13 protein-coding genes are annotated in these 18,554 nt (G+C 64.6%); 5 read left to right on the forward strand and 8 right to left on the reverse strand.

Annotated features, from left to right (window positions below; all coding sequences use genetic code 11):
• Positions 1–18: 18 nt before the first annotated feature.
• The 6 genes from C2L66_RS00955 to C2L66_RS00980 all read right to left on the reverse strand — a co-directional run bounded on the left by C2L66_RS00955 (position 19) and on the right by C2L66_RS00980 (position 5,520).
• Positions 19–996, reverse strand: a complete 978-nt coding sequence (locus tag C2L66_RS00955; protein ID WP_060599365.1) for a Csu type fimbrial protein — start codon at positions 994–996, stop codon at positions 19–21.
• Positions 993–1,673, reverse strand: coding sequence for a fimbria/pilus outer membrane usher protein (locus tag C2L66_RS00960; protein ID WP_060599364.1), 681 nt, complete (start codon positions 1,671–1,673; stop codon positions 993–995). The genes C2L66_RS00955 and C2L66_RS00960 overlap by 4 nt, the downstream gene beginning before the upstream one ends.
• A 3-nt stretch (positions 1,674–1,676) precedes the next feature.
• Positions 1,677–3,545 (reverse strand): fimbria/pilus outer membrane usher protein, encoded by a 1,869-nt coding sequence (locus C2L66_RS00965; protein ID WP_148654542.1) that lies wholly within the window; start codon positions 3,543–3,545, stop codon positions 1,677–1,679.
• A gap of 13 nt (positions 3,546–3,558) precedes the next feature.
• Positions 3,559–4,395, reverse strand: a complete 837-nt coding sequence (locus C2L66_RS00970; protein ID WP_233444923.1) for a fimbrial biogenesis chaperone — start codon at positions 4,393–4,395, stop codon at positions 3,559–3,561.
• Positions 4,396–4,513: 118 nt separating this feature from the next.
• Positions 4,514–5,023 carry a Csu type fimbrial protein gene (locus tag C2L66_RS00975; protein WP_054929519.1) on the reverse strand — a complete coding sequence of 170 codons (510 nt, stop codon included), beginning with the start codon at positions 5,021–5,023 and terminating at the stop codon, positions 4,514–4,516.
• 173 nt (positions 5,024–5,196) lie between these two features.
• Complete coding sequence (locus C2L66_RS00980; RefSeq protein ID WP_060599361.1) at positions 5,197–5,520, reverse strand: hypothetical protein; 324 nt, start codon at positions 5,518–5,520, stop codon at positions 5,197–5,199.
• 204 nt (positions 5,521–5,724) lie between these two features.
• On the opposite strand from C2L66_RS00980, the gene C2L66_RS00985 reads away from it, so the two are divergent.
• From C2L66_RS00985 to C2L66_RS00995, 3 genes are all read left to right on the forward strand, one after another.
• On the forward strand, positions 5,725–6,351 hold the full coding sequence (locus C2L66_RS00985) for a DUF2239 family protein (RefSeq protein WP_060599360.1): 627 nt from the start codon (positions 5,725–5,727) through the stop codon (positions 6,349–6,351).
• A gap of 385 nt (positions 6,352–6,736) precedes the next feature.
• Positions 6,737–8,287 (forward strand): methyl-accepting chemotaxis protein, encoded by a 1,551-nt coding sequence (locus tag C2L66_RS00990; protein ID WP_060599359.1) that lies wholly within the window; start codon positions 6,737–6,739, stop codon positions 8,285–8,287.
• A gap of 175 nt (positions 8,288–8,462) precedes the next feature.
• The gene (locus C2L66_RS00995; RefSeq protein WP_060599358.1) at positions 8,463–9,770 is read left to right on the forward strand and encodes a solute carrier family 23 protein; all 1,308 of its coding nucleotides are present in this window, start codon (positions 8,463–8,465) and stop codon (positions 9,768–9,770) included.
• Positions 9,771–9,851: 81 nt separating this feature from the next.
• On the opposite strand, the gene C2L66_RS01000 is transcribed toward C2L66_RS00995, so the two are convergent.
• Positions 9,852–11,516, reverse strand: coding sequence for a Na+/H+ antiporter (locus C2L66_RS01000; RefSeq protein WP_054929524.1), 1,665 nt, complete (start codon positions 11,514–11,516; stop codon positions 9,852–9,854).
• Between the two features lie 381 nt (positions 11,517–11,897).
• Here C2L66_RS01000 and C2L66_RS01005 point away from each other — a divergent pair, with 381 nt between their 5' ends.
• Together C2L66_RS01005 and C2L66_RS01010 are read left to right on the forward strand one after the other, a co-directional pair.
• Positions 11,898–13,172, forward strand: a complete 1,275-nt coding sequence (locus C2L66_RS01005) for a sensor domain-containing phosphodiesterase (protein WP_054929525.1) — start codon at positions 11,898–11,900, stop codon at positions 13,170–13,172.
• Between the two features lie 40 nt (positions 13,173–13,212).
• Positions 13,213–13,908, forward strand: a complete 696-nt coding sequence (locus C2L66_RS01010) for a copper homeostasis protein CutC (protein ID WP_060599357.1) — start codon at positions 13,213–13,215, stop codon at positions 13,906–13,908.
• Between the two features lie 883 nt (positions 13,909–14,791).
• Here the strand turns inward: C2L66_RS01010 and C2L66_RS01015 are convergent.
• Positions 14,792–18,388: an indolepyruvate ferredoxin oxidoreductase family protein gene (locus C2L66_RS01015; RefSeq protein ID WP_060599356.1), complete on the reverse strand. Its 3,597-nt coding sequence runs from the start codon at positions 18,386–18,388 to the stop codon at positions 14,792–14,794.
• Between the last annotated feature and the right edge of the window lie 166 nt (positions 18,389–18,554).

Below are 18,554 nucleotides of genomic sequence, written 5' to 3' on the forward strand. Positions count from 1 at the left end.
GGCTCGGTAGGTTCTGCCTCAGTAGGTGATCGTCGCGATCACGGTGTCGATGTAGGTGCCTGCTTGCGGCGTCGTTTGCGGCAACACGCGCGCGTAGACCGTCACGCTTTGCGACGAACCCGTCCCCGTGCCCGTCAGGGCGGTCGTGCCGTTCGTGCCGTCGCCCCACGGCAGCGAGTGGCTGGCGTTCTGATACAGCTGGTAGTGAATCTTGTCGCTGCCGCCGCTGCGCGTCATCACGCGGTCGGCGACGGTTGCGCCGCTGCCCGCGCCCGCCGACAGCGCAATCGAATACGCGTCGTTGTTCGTGCACGCGACGCTCAGCGTGCCCGTCGCCGTGAGCGTCGAGTTGAGCACGCCGGCTGTGCCGAAGTTGATGTTCGTCGACGAGATCGTGCAGTCGTTGATCACGCTTGCGCTGACCGCGAAGCTGAAGGTGTTGCTCGGCGAGGTCAGCGAAGCACACGCGGGCGCCACCAGCAGATACGCCGCATAGTCCAGCTCCGCCTGCAACGCACCCGCGAAGGTCGACGTATAGGTGCCTGCGACGAGCGAAGTCTGCGAGGCGGGCACGCGTCCATAGACGGTGAGCGTCGCGGAGCCGGCGCCCGTCAGGCCGTTCTGGACGACGTCGACGGCGATGGGCGCGTACGTCGTCGAGCCGCGCGAGCCCCACACGGTGCTGCCGCCCGATGTCGTATAGAGGTTGTATTGCAGCTGACTCGTGCCGTTCAGCGCGACACGCGGCAGGTAGCTGCTGCCGCCGCTGCCCGTGCCGATGTTCACGCAGGCGCGCACGGGCAGCACGCCCATGCCCGTGCAATTGATCGTGATGGTCGACGACGTGCTCGCCGTCGTGCCGGCAATCGGGCTCACCTGACCGAAATTCAGACTCGACGCGATGGCGTTGCAGGTCTGCGCGAGCGCGATGCGCGGTGTGCAGGCCAGCCATGCGACGAGCAGAACGACCAGAACGGGCCATGGTGCGCGCTTCATGGTGAACGCGCCTTGCAGGTGAACGGGCCGAGCGTCGGCAGTCCGCCGCCTTCGCGCTCGAACGTCACATCGACTTCGCACGGTCCCTGCGCCGATGTCGACGTGAACGCGTTGGCCGCGCGCATGTCGTCGATGAAGGCAAGGCCGTCATAGCCGACCACATAGCGCTTGCCCGTTTCGCGCTGCGTCAGCACGGCGCCCGCAGGCAGCGGCTTGCCAGCAGTATCGACGACGATCAGTTGCGCGCCCGTGAAGTCGCGCAGCGGGAAACGTGCGAGCACGCCCGCGCGCGATTGCGGCGCGAGGTTCAGGCGCGTGGTGGCGACGGAGGTGTCGGCGGGCAGGCCGAGCGGATCGATGGCGAGATGGTTCGGCTCGTAGGCGACGAGGTCGGGCACGAGCAGATGCCCCGCGCCGTTCGTCTCGCCGATCTCGCGGTTTTCGTGCAGCACGGGAACGTGCGGCACGCCGTCGGTGGAGACGAGTGCGAAGGCGTCGTCGATGCGGCGTCCCGCGAGCACGTCGCCCGCCATCAGCACGATCGACCCGGACGCGTCCACTTCGCCATACGTGCGCGAGCCGACGTTCGCGACGCTGCCGATCAGGTCGCCGTAACGGCCGCGCCAGGTGGCCTGCGCGAGCGATTGCTGCTGACCGTTCTGGCGCGAAGTCTGCACCTGTCAGCCGAGGCCGCCGCCGTAGTCCGGCGTGCGCGTGACGGCCGCTCCGAACAGCGGCTTGCCGTGATCGCTGCCCGCGTTGACGCTCGCGTTCATCGAGCCGCCCAGCAGGAAGCTCAGCGCGACGAATACGCCCGTGTTGCCGGTGTCGCCGAAGTCGTGATAGACGCTCGCCGACAGCGACGTGCTCGCGGGCAGCGTCGTCGTCCACGCGAGCGAGCCGATGCGCGAATCGCCGTAGTAAGGATCGTCGAGGCCGACGAGGCTCGCGCTCGCCGTGCTCGACGAGCCGAACAGACGGAACGGCAGCGCGAGCGTCGCGCGATAGGTCGTGCGCGGCACGGGCGTGCCTTCCGCGGAGGCAAGATCGCTGTAGTGCGGTGTCGCGTGTTGCGCCTGCAGGTCGATGGAGACGGCGGGCAAATGCCATTGCCAGCCCGCCGACCACTGCGCGCCGCTGCCGCCGGGCGTCGGCAGTACGCCGCCTGACGAGGTATTCGTCGTGCCTTCGACGAAGCCGATGCCGACGGGTACGCCCGTCGTGTTCGACAGACCCGTGACGGGCACGTTGCGCGCAAGCGATCCGTCGCCGCCGTTGCCCGCGCTGCCCGCCACGGCCAGGTTCAGCACGCCTGCGCCGCCCGCTTCGAGCAGCGCGCCGACGCCCGCGTTGTAGACGCCGCGCGTCGCTTCGCCATGCGTTTCGAGCGTGATGCGCGACGTCAAGCCGTGCCGGAACGATACGGATAACGAAGGATCGCCCGCGTAGTCGAACGAACTGAGCGCGTATGAGCGGCGCAGAAAGCCTGCTTCGACCGAGAAGTCGGTGAGGCCGGGTGCGAGCAGCCGCGAATCGATGTAGAGCGGCACCGTCGTCATCACGCTGCGGCCCAGTACGTCGCGCGTGACGATCACCGCTTCGCCCGCGCCGTTGATCGCAGGCACGGCGTTGATGACGAACGGCCCGGATGGCGCCGAGCCGGTGAATTGCCGCACGTTGTTCACGTACAGATCGACGGCGCTTGGCACGGCGGAGCTGCCCGCGAGCGTCGGCACGGGATAGGTGATGAGATCGGGACGCAGCGTGAAATCGCGCGATACCTGCGCGCCGCCGAGACGCACGGGCCGCGTCCATGTCAGCGACGACGAGATCGTGTCGCCGATACGCGTGGTCACCATCGTGTCCGGGTTCGAATGGCTCCACGTGGTGTCGAGCCGCACGTAACGATGCAGGTTGCGATACCAGTACGCGGTGCCCGTGTTGTCGAGCAGGCCGCCCGGGTAGAAGAAGCGTTCCTCGCTGTAGAGACCGTACTGTGTCGGCGAATTGGTCTGCGCGCTGAACTCGTAGTTGATCACGAGCCCCGTGCCGCTCGCCGACATGGGCGGCCGCGCAGGAATGTTCTCCAGCGTGGCAGGCTGGCGGCGCGCATCGACGACCTGCAGGTCGAGCCGCTGCTGCTCGGGACGATACGTGTAGCGCAGGCCCGGAATGGTGCCGAGCGCGATCAGGCCGTTGGTGCCGGGCGGCGGCAGATCGTCGGTGCGAATGCCGACGTCGCGTAGTTCATTGGGTGTCGTGTAGATCATTGCGTCGGTCACGACGAAGTGCGCAATTTGCTTCGTCGATTCGCCGTTGATCGTCACTTCGAGATAGACATCGCCGTTTGCGGGCGCAGCCGGGATGGGCACGTTTGTCGGTGCGCGCGGCGACGACAGCATCGGCTGTGCGGCGACGCTGAGCGCGGGCGCTGTCTCGCCCGCGGCGCTGGTGTCCGGCGGCGCGCTCCACGCCTGCGCGCACATCAGCGGCCACGCGATGCCCGTACAGGCGCTGTAGATTGCAGCGTGTCGCTGGCGCCATGGCATCGATTCGCCGTTATTAGCGTGCGGGCGCGCTGTCGGCAGGCGTCGCGGCACCGGATTCCACGCGTACACGCGCGGTCACCGGCTGCCCGTTGACGACCACTGACAGCGTTGCCTCGCGCGCATCGGCGGGTGCGTTCGCGATGGGCCAGCGTCGTGTCGCGTGCGGCAGCGCATAGCCGAGCAGGCCGGGCGTGAGCAGCGTCGACTGGCCGTCGTGCCAGGTCAGCTTGACCTTGCTCAATTGCGCGTGCGTCGCGTCGCGGTTCACCGCGCGCAGCATCAGGGCGGTTGCTGGTGGAGCCGATCCCTGGGTGGCGCCGTCCGGTGCGGTGCGTTCGAGCGCGAACTGCAGCGCAGGCGGCTTGCCGTCGGGCGGCGCACCGACGAACACAGGCACGGAGTAACGCAACTGCATGCGCACGCCGGTCGCGTCCGTGCTCTGGCCGTTCGGAATCTCGTCGATCAGCAGACGGTAGGTCTCCTCGGCGCTCACTTCGCCTTTCGCGACGCGCAGGATGCGCACGGTCTGATCGGCCCCCGGCGCGACCTGGACGATGGGCGGACTCGCGACGATGTCGTCGGTGCGTTCCAGATGGTCTTCGTCGGCGCTTTGGCTCCACGCGAACACGCGGACCTGCGCGTTGAGCGGCGTGGTGCCGACGTTGTGCAGCGTGAGGACGGCGGCGGGGCGGTCGGCGGCCAGGTCGAGCCGGATGGGCGTGACCTGCAGCGCGGCGGCGTGGGCCGCGCCCGTGTGCAGGGCGGCGATGCAGCAGAGCGACGTCGCTACGAATCCGCGGCATGTCGAGGCCAGTCTAATGCTGCGCGCGGACCGCGGCGTTCGCGTCACGGCCGCCGCGCGGACTGTGTCGCATGGATGACTGTCAGCGGCTGCCACCCGCCGCGCGCGGCGCAAAGCACCGCCCGCGAGCCGGCATGCGGCTCGTTTCAACGACGCGATCATGGCATCAGAAAGTGACGGTCGCGGTGACGGTCGACGTATAGGTGCCCGCCGCCGGCGTGTTCTGCGGCGCGACGCGCCCGTACACCGTCAGCGTTTGTGCTGCGCCCGTGCCTGTGCCGGCGGCGGTGTCGGTGCCGGCCGTTTGGCCCCACGTCAACGAGCGCGCGGAATCGCGATACAGCTGGTAGGCGACGGTCGGCACAGGGGTGCCCGTTCCGCCGAGCAGCCGGTTCGCCACCGTCGAACCCGTCACCGAGCCCGCGTCGAGCCCGACCGTATACGGCGCGCCATTCGAGCAGGTGACGGTCAGCGTGCTGGTCTGGTCGATATTCGCGGCGATCACGCCGGACGTACCGAAGTTCAGATTCGTCGCGGCGATCTGGCAGTCGGTCTGCAGAGTCAGTGTGACAGTGAAGGTGGTCTGACGGGTTGCGGCATACGCGTTGAAGGGGACGACGGGTGCGGCAGCCAACGCGACAGACAGACACGGAACGATCAGGTTGCGCCAGCGCATCGAATTATCTCCACGGAGCCCTAAGCGCTTTGTGCGCTCTTTATGGCGACGATCCGAGTATGGAACCGCTATTGTCTGAAGATGTAACTATTTGTTAGATACGGCTTAAAAGTTGGACAAACGGATGCTAAACGAATGTTTTGTCGCAGATTGTGCTGAATTTATGCGATTTGTTAGAAAGCAATCTCTACCGCGGTCTGGTGCGCGGCACCGGCAAAAACACCCAACGGCTGTTCGTTTCCGCGCGCGAAGTGGCCGTCCCGATAGACGCGGAACGGCGCACCTGCCGAGCACGTGACTTTCGGCTGAACGGCATCGGTGTTCATCGTGCAGACATCGTGGATCGTGAGCGATACCTGGATCTCGCTGGCGGCCGTCGCGGCGTAAGCGGTCTTCTCGACGACGGCAGGTGAAAGACAGATCGAGGCGGCGAGCGCAAGCGCACCCCAGCGTCCCGCCAGCGATGACGGACGACGCGAATAGCGGTGAAGGAACATGGAACTACCCGGACAGATGTTGCGGCAATGGCCCTGGCGATCTTTCGTCGTCGCGGCCTCTACTCTGGATAACGGCAATGCGGCGTGGGTTTTTAGATCAGATGTCGTCCGATGGGTGTTGTATTTTTATCCGGGTGATATTGCATTTTATATTTATACCCGGATAAAATGCGGACATTGATTCCACGCGATGCGAGGCCCGACATGGCAATTCACGCAACAACCTGCGCGGCCTTCGAAGGCGTTCGACTTCTCGCGTCGGGCGCGTTGAAGGACGTTGCGCTGGCGGTGAAGGCTGCGACGGAGCGCGGCGGCGGCGCTTCCGTGCTGATCTTCGACGACCAGACCAGCCGTCCCATCGAACTCGACCTGCGCGGCTCCGCGAGCGACGTGCTTGCCCGGCTCGCCGGTCAGCCCGACGGTGAAGTGCGCCAAACCGACCCCACGAGCGACGAAGCCACGGCCTCACGCGGTCGCGGCCGGCCGAAGCTGGGTGTGGTGGCGCGTGAGGTCACGCTGCTGCCCAGGCATTGGGAATGGTTGAACGGGCAGCCGGGCGGCGCGTCGGTTGCGCTGCGCAAGCTGGTCGACGCGGCGCGGAGCGCGAGTGAAGGAAAGGACCGCCTGCGCCAGGCGCAGGAAGCGGCATATCGTTTCATGACGGCGATGGCAGGCGATCTCGCCGGTTACGAAGAAGCGACGCGCGCGCTGTTTGCGAACGACGCCGCCCGCTTCGATGCCATGACAGCCGCATGGCCCGTCGATGTGCGCGATCACACGCGCAAGCTGGCGAAACGGGCGCTCGACGTGGATGCGGCGGCCAATGCCTGACGCCTGAGCGCGCACAGCCGAAAAGCAACAGGCGAAAAAAAACCGCTCACGCCGGGGAGCATGAGCGGAAAGTCGGAGAGTTACAACATCGCTTGCGCTACTCAATCGGGGTCACGCAGCCTATGCAGTGTAGGGACCAGGACACGCGGTCCGATATCAGATAACTCCCAAAGGGTGACTTCCGAAGTCGCCCTGCTCCCCGCGCCGGCTTCGTCCGATAACAGGCCAATCACTTCGCGCAAACCCTCATGCCGGCTTTCTTATGCCGTGCATCCGTTCATCAAGTCCGCATAACGGGCGCCGTAAAGCATTGCAGCCCGCCGGCCCGCGTTGCCTGCGACTCAACCCGTCGAAGCACGGCTGATGAACTGTCGAGGATCTCACGATGAAGTGGTTTGACCGCATGACCGTCTGGAAGAAGCTGCTGATCGCGTTTGCGACTGTGATCGGCTTTGGTGTGGCCGTTGGCGTGGCGGGGTTGTCGGCGCTGGCGTCGATGCACGGCATCACGGAAGAAATATCGAGCCGCCACATGGACGGCCTCTACTGGATGGAAGAGGCGAACCGCTACAAGATCGACACCGATCTCGACGCCGCCAACCTCGGCTACGCCCCCGACGACGCCGCGCGTCAGAAGCTGAAGGACGACATCGTCGCGTCGCTGAAGCACATGCACGACGCGTACGCGCGATATCGCGAGACGATAGCGGGCGGCGGCGGGCAATCGCAGTACGACGACGTGCTGCGCAAGACCGAGGTATGGGAAGCGATCGTGCATCAGCAGATCGGGCTGCAGCCCGTCCCTGCCGGCGTCGACAGCGCCGAACTGGTACGACGCGCGATCGCCGCGAGCGAGGCGTTGCGCGACCGGATCGTCGCGCTGATCGATTACCGGCGCCAGCAGGCCAACGCCGCGCAGCACGAAGCGGGCGCGGAATACGCGAGCATGCGCGTGGTGCTGTCGCTGCTGGTGCTGGCGTCGATCGTCGTGGGCGCAGGGTTCGCGTGGCTGATCGCGCGGCGTCTGACGCGCCAGCTTGGCGGTGAGCCGGATTACGCGGCGCACATCGCGAGCCGCATTGCGGCGGGCGATCTGGGCGTGCGCGTCGACACGAAACCCGGCGACACCGCGAGCCTGCTCTACGCGCTCGCCAACATGCGCGAGCAACTGGCCGCGATCGTCGGCAAGATCAGCGAGTCGAGCGAATCGATCCTGCTGGCGTCGGGTGAAATCGCGCAGGGCAATACCGATCTGTCGCAACGCACCGAGGAGCAGGCCGCGTCGCTGGAAGAAACGGCGTCGAGCATGGAGCAACTCACGGCGACCGTTCGCCAGAACGCCGACAACGCCCAGCAGGCGGGTGGCGTCGCGGCAGGCGCGTCGGAAGTGGCCGTGCGCGGCAGCGGCCTGGTCGGCGATGTGGTCGAGACGATGCGCGAACTCGCGGCCGGCTCGAAGCGGATGACGGACATCATCGGCGTGATCGAGAGCATTGCGTTCCAGACGAATATCCTCGCGCTGAACGCCGCCGTCGAAGCAGCGCGCGCAGGCGAACAGGGGCGCGGCTTCGCCGTCGTCGCGGGCGAAGTGCGCGCGCTCGCGCAACGCAGCGCGGTGTCGGCGAAAGAGATCAAGGAACTGATCGAAAGCTCGACGTCGCGCGTGGACAGCGGCGCCGTGCTCGCCGAGCGCGCGGGCCGGACCATGACGGAAGTCACGCAGGCCGTGCAGCGGATGACGGACATCATGGGCGAGATTTCGGCGGCATCGAGCGAGCAGAGCACGGGCATCGAACAGGTGAACCGCGCGGTCGCGCAGATGGACGAAGTCACGCAGCAGAACGCCGCGCTCGTCGAGCAGGCGGCGGCTGCGGCGGGCGCGATGGCCGACCAGGCACGGCATCTGAAGACGGCCGTCGCCGTGTTTTCGCTTTGATACAACACTCGAAAGACACCGCCGCGCCAACGCATTTCGCGCGGCTTGTCAGCGCCAGGCGCTCTCCGTACACTCGCGCGTAGTTCAAGAATCCCATCCTGGACCGCGCTGCGGCATCACACAAAAAGGTGGCGCTTCCATACAAGATCTACGCCAATAGAGGAGAACCCCCGCGATGGCCGATTCCTATTTTCCGCGCTGGCGCGTCCAGTCCAAGAGCGTCGAGGGGCGCGTCGTCAATACCGACGAGCGCCTGCCCGGGCCGCAGATGCTGGCGATGGGCATCCAGCACGTCGTCGCGATGTTCGGTTCGACCGTACTCGCCCCGCTCCTGATGGGCTTCGATCCCAATCTTTGCATCTTCATGTCGGGGATCGGCACGTTGCTGTTCTTCGTGCTGGTGGGTGGGCGCGTGCCGAGCTATCTCGGTTCGAGCTTCGCGTTCATCGGTCTCGTGATCGCGATCACCGGCTACAGCGGTCATGGCCCGAACATGAACATCCCTGTTGCGCTCGGCGGGATCATCGCGTGCGGGGTGGTGTACGTCATCATCGGATTGATCGTGTCGGCCGTCGGCACGGCATGGATCGAGACGCTGATGCCGCCCGTCGTGACGGGCTCGATCGTCGCGGTGATCGGCCTGAATCTCGCACCGATCGCCGTCAAGGGCGTGAGCGGCAGCGCGTTCGAGTCATACATGGCGCTCGTCACCGTGCTGTGCGTCGGTGCCGTGGCGGTGTTCACGCGCGGCATGCTGCAGCGTCTGCTGATTCTCGTCGGCTTGCTGATCGCTTACGTGATCTACGCGATCGTCACGAACGGCATGGGCATGGGCAAGCCGATCGACTTCTCGATCGTCGCGAATGCGGCGTGGTTCGGCATGCCGCATTTCACGGCGCCCGTCTTCAACGCACAGGCGATGGCGCTGCTCGCGCCCGTTGCGGTGATCCTCGTTGCCGAAAACCTCGGCCACATCAAGGCGGTTAGCGCGATGACGGGGCAGAACCTGGACCGCTACATCGGCCGCGCGTTTATCGGCGATGGTATTGCGACGGTCGTGTCGGGCTTCGCGGGCGGCACGGGCGTCACGACGTACGCGGAAAACATCGGCGTGATGGCCGTCACGAAGATCTACTCGACGCTCGTGTTCGTGATTGCTGCCGTGATCGCGCTGGTGCTCGGTTTTTCGCCGAAGTTCGGCGCGGTGATCCAGACCATTCCCGGCCCGGTGCTGGGCGGCGTGTCGATCGTCGTGTTCGGTCTGATCGCGGTGACGGGCGCGCGCATCTGGGTCGTCAACAAGGTCGACTTCTCCGACAACCGCAATCTGATCGTCGCCGCCGTGACGCTGGTGCTCGGCGCGGGCGACTTCTCGCTGAAGTTCGGCGGCTTTGCGCTCGGCGGGATCGGCACTGCAACGTTCGGCGCGATCATTCTGTACGCGCTGCTGCGTCGCAAGGGGCCGCAAGAGCCGGCTGTTTGAGTTTGAAGCAGTTATCCGCTTGAGCAGTTCGAGCCGCTCGAGCACAACGGGCGCCCGCAGTTCAGCGAGGCGCCCGTTTTTTTACTTCTTTCCTTTTCCGCGCGTCAGCAACGCGGTTTCCGACAGATCCACTTCGCGCATCAGCTTGTTCATCGTGTCGTCGTTGATCAATTGACTGCCGCGCAGGTCGAGCAGCGTCACGCGTTCGGCGCGCATCGCCGTGAGCTTCATCTGAAACTCCAGCGCTTCAGCGCGCCGCGCGTTTTCGGCGGGTTCGATGTCGTCGTCGAGTGTGGCGAGACGGCGGCGGTAAATGTCCATCACGCGCGCGGTCACATCGGCGGCATGGGCGGATGAGGCTTCGTCGAGATCGGCGGTCGCCGTTTCCTGATAGCGGTCGATTGCGCGGATTGCCGCCTGCGCCGCCTGAATGCGCGCCATGCGTTCTTCGGCGGCATGCGGATCGGCCCGGCGGCGCGCGCCGTTCATCAATAGCGGCAAGCCGATCACGGCGACGAATAGCGACACGAGAATCACGCCCGACGCGATGAAGATCGCAGTATCGCGTCCAGGCAACGGCTGTCCATTCGACAACGCAACGGGCAGCGACAGCACGCCCGCGAGCGTCACGGCGCCGCGCACGCCTGCGATCGTCGTCATCGATACGGTGCGCAGGCCGGGCACTGCATTCGCGACGCCTTGCTTCGCCGCGCCGCGGCTCGCGAACCAGCGCAGCAGCCAGACCCACACGAAACGCAGCGCGTACAGCGCCACCGCGACGGCGGCGACGTAGAAGATCAGCCGCAACTCCGAGCCGCTCGCTTCCTGATGCGCGTCGAGCAGCGCGCTGCCGATGATGTGCGGAAACTGCAGGCCGAGCAGGATAAAGACCATGCCGTTGAAGACGAACTCGATCATCGTCCATGTGACGCTCGCCCGCACGCGCGCGGACGCGGGGCTCGAGGTCGCGAACGTCGAGTAGTTCATCGTCATGCCGGCGGCGACGGCGGCGAGAATGCCGGAAAACCCGAAGTGCTCGGCGAACAGATACGAGGCGAACGGAATCAGCATCGTCATTACGACGCCGGGCGCAGGGTCGCCTTCTTCGGTGAGGTTGAGAAAGCGCGTCGATGCGAAGCTGAAGAGCCACGCCACCGCCGCGCCTGTGGCCAGCCCGCCGAGCGCGATGATCACGAAACTCACCGACGCGTCGCGCAGCGAGAACACGCCCGTCAACGCGGCGGCGATCGCGAACTTCAGCGCGACGAGACCGGACGCATCGTTCATCAACGCTTCGCCTTCGAGGATATGCATCAGATGCTCGGGCAAGCGGTTGCGCCCGGCGATGCCCGACAGCGCGACGGCGTCTGTCGGCGACAGCACGGCGGCGAGCGCGAACGCGATGGGCAGCGAGATCGACGGGACCATCGCGTGAATGAAGTAGCCGACCGCGACCACGGTCATGAACACGAGGCCGAGCGCGAGCATCAGGATCGCGCGGCGCTGCATGAAGAACTCGCGCTTGGGGATGCGCCAGCCGTCCGCGAACAGCAGCGGCGGAATGAACAGCATCATGAAGAGTTCGGGATCGAACGTCACGTGCAGGCCGAGACGCGGCCACGCGAGCAGCGCACCGAAGGCGATCTGCACGAGCGGCAGCGGCAGCTTGAACGGCACCAGCCGCACCACGACGCCCGAAGCGGCGACGGCGAGCAGCAGGATCAAAACGGTGAAGACGATATCCATCGGAAACCGGGTGTGGGGAAACAGGCAGTGGCGCGCGACGGGAAGAGCGAGACTCTGTCCACGCGTCGCGACATGAATCGCCGCGTCTGGAAAGACGATGCGGCGTGTCGGTCAGCCCGAAGTGTAGCCCGACGGGATGACATCGCGCATCGAAGGCTGCAAGTCGTCCGAAAGCAGAATGCACTGCTACGGTGCACTGTGCGCCCTTGCGCGACGCACGGGCGCTTCGCGCGGTGCAGCCTTCCATGCAAATTTCGTTTGTAGGTGCGCCACCGTGCGCATGGAGCTTGCTTAATAGGAACTGATAACGCACATTTCGAGGACGGCGGCGGCCCTTCGCCTTTGCGACGCGCCCGCCGTGCTTTTGCGTGAGAGGACTGCATGACGATTGCGCAACAGGAAAGAACAACGGTGCCGCACGGTTTCGAGATCAGCATGACCTCGGGCCTGCAGCGCTATTCGGTACAACACGGCGACCTGACGCTGACGAGCGTTTTTCAGCCGATATTCAGTTTGTCGCACATGCGTGCCGTGGGCTACGAGGGCTTGCTGCGCGCACACGATCCCTTCGACCGCGCGGTGTCGCCCGTCGACGTGTTCGGCCACGCGGCACGCGTCGGCGACGTGCTGCATGTCGACCGGCTCGCGCAGTCTCTGCATCTCGAGAACTTCAAGGTGCTCGGCGCGGAGCGCGAGTGGCTGTTTCTCAACGTCCATCCGGGCGTGCTGATCGACTCGTATCATTCGGCGGCGCTGCTGGCGAACCTGCGGCGGCTGAATCTGTCGCCGCGGCGCATCGTGCTCGAAGTGCTCGAACAGAGCGCGGAAGACATCGAGCGTCTGGCCGATGCCGTGCGCCAGTTTCGCGAGCGGGGCTTCCTGATCGCGCTCGACGACTTCGGCGCCGGGCATTCGAACATCGAGCGCATCTGGCAGTTGAATCCCGATATCGTGAAGCTCGACCGCATCATGCTGTCGCATGCGGCGCATCGCGCGGACGTCGCATCGATACTGCCGGGTCTTGTCGCGCTGCTGCACGAGGCGGGCAAGCTGGTGTTGATCGAAGGTGTGGAGACGGAGCACGAGGCGCACATGGCGATGGAGTGCAACGTCGATTTCGTGCAGGGCTTTTTCTTTGGGCGGCCGCATCCGGGTCTTGCCGACGCGACGCATGCGGCGGCGTGCATTGGCGAGTTGACCGAGCGTTATCAGACGCAGACGGAGGAGCGCGAGCGGCGCAACGCATCGCGGCTCGCGCCTTACATTCGCGCGTTCGAGCGCGCGGCTGAGCGGCTTGCTGCGGGCGAACTGCTCGACGAAGTGTGCTGGAATTTTCTGGCGCTCGATCACGCTGCGCGCTGTTATCTGCTCGACGACAAGGGGCGGCAGGCTGGGCGCAACGTCGTGCTGCGCGCCGACCGTGCTTCACACGAAACGCGCTTTTTGCCGCTATCGGATGCGCAGGGCGCGAACTGGCTGCGACGCCCGTATTTTCGTGCGGCGATGGAGGCGCCTGAGCGTGTGCATGTGACGCGGCCGTATCTGTCGATCAACGAAGCGGTGCCGTGTGTGACGTTGTCGGTGGCGACGCAGATTGGCGCGCGCACGTGCGTGTTGTGCGGCGATATCGACTGGTTCGAGGAGCCTCACTTCTGAGATCATGAGGGTTTTGTTTTTCACGACGTGACTCTCTGATATGCGAAGCGAACGGGTAGTGCTCGAAGTCATCGCGACGACGGTTGCCGATGCCATGGCCGCTGCGCGCGGCGGTGCGGATCGGCTTGAACTGATTACGGCGACGGGCGAGGGCGGGTTGACGCCGAGCATCGGGATGATCGAGGCCGTGGTCGCGGCGGTGTCGATTCCCGTCAATGTGATTGTGCGGCCTCACAGCCGGTCGTTTGTCTATGATGCCGATGACTTCGCGGTCATGTTGCGCGATGTGCGCGCTGTGAAGTCGGCGGGGGCGAATGCGGTTGTGATTGGGATGTTGACTGCGTCGCGTGAAGTTGATCGGGATGGGTTGTTGCGGGTTGTCGATGCTGCGGATGGGATACCTGTCACGTTTCATCGTGCGTTTGATGAGGCGCGTGATCTGCATGAGGCGCTTGATGTGCTGCTTGAGTTCGATGCTGTTACCAATGTTCTGACTTCAGGTGGCAAGGGTTCGGTGCTGGATGCTGTGGATGAGGTTCGGTCGCTCGTTGCGCGGGCCGCGCGTTCGCATTGCACTGTGCTGGCAGGGGCTGGGCTTACCGTCGATCGTGTTCAAGAGTTTGTTCGCGCTACGGGCGTTCGGGCTGTGCATTTTGGGGCTGGTGTTAGGTGTGCTGCGCACGCTTCTGTTTCTGAAGAGAAGGTGAGAGTGGTTCGCGGGTTGTTGGGCGGGTGAGGTTTGGTTTTGGTTTGGTTTTGGTTTGGTCTCGCATTCGGCTTCGCTGGCATCCCCGGTTTGCCTTTGCCTTTGCCTTTGCTTTCGCGGGCATCCGCGAATTGTTATCTCGCTTCAGGCGTCGCCCCTGTGCGGGGCGGCACCTACTTTTCTTTGCCGCCGCAAAGAAAAGTAGGCAAAAGAAAGCGGCTCACACCGCCAGCGCTTGACCTTTGTCCACGGGCCCCCAACGTCCCCACACATCACACGCCAGTGGCCCTATTTGGTGCCCGTTGCCAACGCTTCGAATGCGCGCCTCACCCACTTCAAACACCCGTACATGAGCCGGCGGCAGCGAATGGTATGTGCCGCCCAGGTGGCAAACTGTGTGTAGGTTGTCGCGTCGTATATCTTGGCGCGCTTACAGGGTGGGACGCGTGCGCTATCGGTCTGGAGTGAAGCATGTGGAGCACCGAGGGCCGACACACAGTTTGCCACCTGGGCGGCCGTGGCCTGTCTGGCAAGGTGTGCCATGGCGCGGGAGCGTGAAGCGGGTGAGGCGCCCAGCAAGAGCGCTGGCAACGAGCAGGAATGATGTGGTTGCCGCGTGAAGCGTAAGACCCTTTGGGGGCCCTCAGGCAAGAATTAGCACTGGCGGTGTGAGCCGCTTTCTTTTGCCTACTTTTCTTTGCGGCGGCAAAGAAAAGTAGGTGCCGCCCCGCACAGGGGCGACGCGTGAAGCGAGCTAACAAAACGCGGATGCCAGCGAAGGCCAAAACACCGAACGGCACCGCGTGCAACACGCCAACAATTCGCGGATGCCAGAAAAAAAGCAAACCGCGAATGCCAGCACAAACCAACGCCAACCAAAGCAAACCAAAACAGGCGTCGCAGACAAAAAAACCTACTTTGCTACAACAACAGGAATCCCCCGCAACGCCCCAAAACCTTTAGCTTCCCGAAGCGCCCCCTCCACAGCCGCCCCAGTCGCGGCCTCGACATCCAACTGCGCTGCCAGCGCGCGCTCACTGCGCTTAACCGCAGCCAGATTGGCAAGCTTCACATGCCCATACCCGCGCACCCGCGCATGCAACCCAGCAAGGGTAACGACATCATCCGCCGTACCGGCATCAAAAACCGAAAACGCCCGCTGCATCGTCGCTTCATAGTCGGCGGACAACTGGCGCTCCATTCGCCGCTCGACAGTGCGGCCAAACGGATCGAGCATCGTGCCCCGCAGCCCGCGCCACTTCGCCATCACACCGAACACCGGCCACATCCATTGACCAAACGTCTTCTTCTGCGCCATAGCGCCATGCTTCGCTCGTGAAATAGTCGGCGGCGCAAGGTTGAACTTCACGCCAAAATCCTTCCCCGCGACACCTTCAAATTGGGCTTCGAGCGCAGCACGGAATGCCGGATCGCTATGCAGACGCGCGACTTCGTATTCATCCTTCACGGCGAGCAGCCGATAAAACGTCGTAGCAACAGCGCGGCTCAAGCGCTCTTCACCCTCAACCGCGCCTGCGAGCTTGCGCTCAGCCTGACGCGCCGCATCGACCAGCGCACGATAGCGCTTCACATATGCCGCGCCGCCATACGCCATCAAACGCGCTTCGCGATCTGCGACCAATGCATCGAGCGTCTCCAACGAATCAACAGCCTGCGCCGCATGACGCTGCGTCCACAGCGCCTCCAGTCCGGCAGGATCGGCGGCCGCCATACGGCCAATCGAAAACGCCAACTGGTTCATCTGCACAGCGACATTGTTCAACTCGATTGCGCGCATCATCGCGGCGAACGATACGGGCACGAGGCCAAGCTGCCACGCAAAACCCAGCATCAGAATGTTCGCGCCGATCGTGTCGCCGAGGAAACGCGTCGCGAGCGCCTGTGCATCGCATGACGACATGCGCTCTTCACCCGCCGCATGACGCATCTTGTCGAGCAGCGCGTCGGCATGCAGATTCGCATCCGGATTTTGCACAAACGAAGCATTGGGAATCGCATGCGTGTTCACGACGATGCGCGTGCGGCCGTGCCGCACCGTCTGCAATGCATCCGCGCCCGCGCCGACCACCATGTCGCAGGCGAGCAGAACGTCGGCCTGTTGCGTGTCGATGCGCACCTGGTTCAGCCATTCGTCGCGCGCGGCGAAGCGCACAAACGACAGCACCGAACCGCCTTTCTGCGCGAAGCCCATGAAATCGAGCACCGAAGCGCTCTTGCCCTCCAGATGCGCGGCCATGCTGATCAACGCGCCAACCGTCACGACACCCGTGCCGCCCACACCCGTTACGAGAATGTCGTAGGGCGCGGCGTCGAGGTGCGTCGCTGGCGTCGGCAATGCGTCGACGCGCGCGGCGAGCGCGGCTGCATCGAATGCGACGCCTGCCGCCTTCTTCAGCTTGCCGCCTTCGATCGTCACGAAACTCGGGCAGAAACCGTTCACACAAGAGTAGTCCTTGTTGCACGACGACTGATCGATGCGGCGCTTGCGTCCGAGCGGCGTTTCAACGGGCTCGACGGACAGGCAGTTCGACTGCACGCCGCAATCGCCGCAGCCTTCGCACACTTCCTCGTTGATGAAGAGACGCTTGTCCGGATCGGGAAATTCGCCTTTTTTGCGGCGGCGGCGCTTTTCGGCGGCACAAGTCTGGTCGTAGATCAGTACCGTCACGCCGTCGATGTCGCGCAACTCGCGTTGCACCTTGTCGAGTTCGCTGCGGTGATGGAACGTCGTGCCCTTCGGGAACTGGCCATGATGGCCGTCGTACTTTTCCGGCTCGTCGCTGACCACGACGAAGTGCGACACGCCTTCCGCTTCCACCTGACGCGCGATCTGCGGCACCGAGATGCTGCCGTCGACCGGCTGGCCGCCCGTCATCGCGACCGCGTCGTTGTAAAGGATCTTGTAGGTGATCGTGGCTTTCGCCGCGACCGCCTGGCGGATCGCGAGAATGCCCGAGTGGAAGTACGTCCCGTCACCGAGATTCTGGAACACGTGGCGCGTCTTCGTGAACATCGAATGCGAGGCCCAGTCGACACCTTCGCCGCCCATCTGGATCAGGCCCGTGGTGTCGCGCTCCATCCACGACGCCATGAAGTGACAACCAATGCCTGCTTGCGCGATCGAGCCCTCGGGCACTTTCGTCGACGTATTGTGCGGGCAGCCCGAGCAGAAGTAGGGCGTGCGCTTCACGGCATCGGCGGCATTCGAGAGAATCTGCGGCGCGACGAGATCGACTACGCGCTCGCGGCGATCGAGCGCGGGCTTGTGCTTCGCAAGCCAGTTCGCGAACACGGGCAGAATGCGTGACGGCCGCAATTCGCCGAGCGACGACAGCAGCATCGAGCCATCTTCAGCATGCTTGCCGACGATCACCGGGCGCGCGCCTTCCGTGCGGTTGTACAGATAGTCCTTGATCTGCTGCTCGATTACGGGTCCCTTTTCTTCGATCACCAGCACTTCCGACAGACCGGCGACGAACGCGTCGATGCGCGTCATTTCGAGCGGAAACGACAGCCCGACCTTGTAGATGCGCACGCCCGCCTGCTCCAGATCGGCGACGGTGAGATCGAGCCGGCGCAACGCTTCCATCAGATCGAGATGCGCCTTGCCGCACGTGACGATGCCGACGTTCGCGTGAGGGCTCGGCGCGATCCACTTGTCGATGCTGTTCAGACGCGCGAAGTGGCGCACGGCGTCGAGCTTCGCGTGCAAACGCTGTTCGATCGTGAGACTCGGCAAGTCGGGCCAGCGGTTGTGCAGGCCGCCCGCGGGCGCCTGAAAGCCTTCGGGCGTGGGCCATTCCATCTGCAAAGCATCGAGATCGACGGTCGAGCCCGATTCAACCGTTTCGGAAATCGCCTTGTAGCCGACCCAGGCGCCCGAGTAGCGCGACAGCGCCCAGCCGTAGATGCCGAACTCCAGCATGTCCGCGATGTTCGACGGGTTCACGACGGGCATGTGCCACGCGATCATCGCGAAGTCGCTCTGATGCGGCATCGACGACGACACGCAGCCGTGGTCGTCACCCGCGACGACCAGCACGCCGCCATGCTGCGACGAGCCGTAGGCGTTGCCGTGCTTGAGGGCATCGCCCGCCCGATCGACGCCGGGTCCTTTGCCGTACCACATCGCGTACACGCCATCGACGGTGCGTTCCGGGTCCGCCTCGACGCGCTGCGTGCCGAGCACGGCCGTGCCCCCGAGTTCCTCGTTGATCGCAGGCAGGAAGCGCACGTCGTTCGCTTCGAGCAGTTTCTTCGCTTTCCACAACTGCTGGTCGACCATGCCGAGCGGCGAGCCACGATAGCCGCTGATGAAGCCGGCCGTGTTCAGGCCGCGCGCCTTGTCGAGCTGGCGCTGCATCAGCGCGAGACGCACGAGCGCCTGCGTGCCCGTCAGGAAAATGCGGCCGCGCGTGGCGGTCAGGTTGTCGGAGAGGCGGTAGTCGGCGAGTGCGGGGGTGCCGTCGATGGGTAGACGAGCGGTCATTGTGGAGTCTCCGTGTTTTTGCGTTTCGCTGGCGGCATCGTGTTGCGGCTTGCCGTCGCAGCGAAAGAGACTCCATTCTTTCGCGTCAATTGGAGAAGATTCTTGCTACTTTTTGTCTCTGATTCATTTACTGCGACACGATTCCGGCTATTCGGGCTCGTATTGA

It is taken from the genome of Paraburkholderia caribensis (assembly GCF_002902945.1).
Classification (GTDB): Bacteria; Pseudomonadota; Gammaproteobacteria; order Burkholderiales; family Burkholderiaceae; genus Paraburkholderia; species Paraburkholderia caribensis.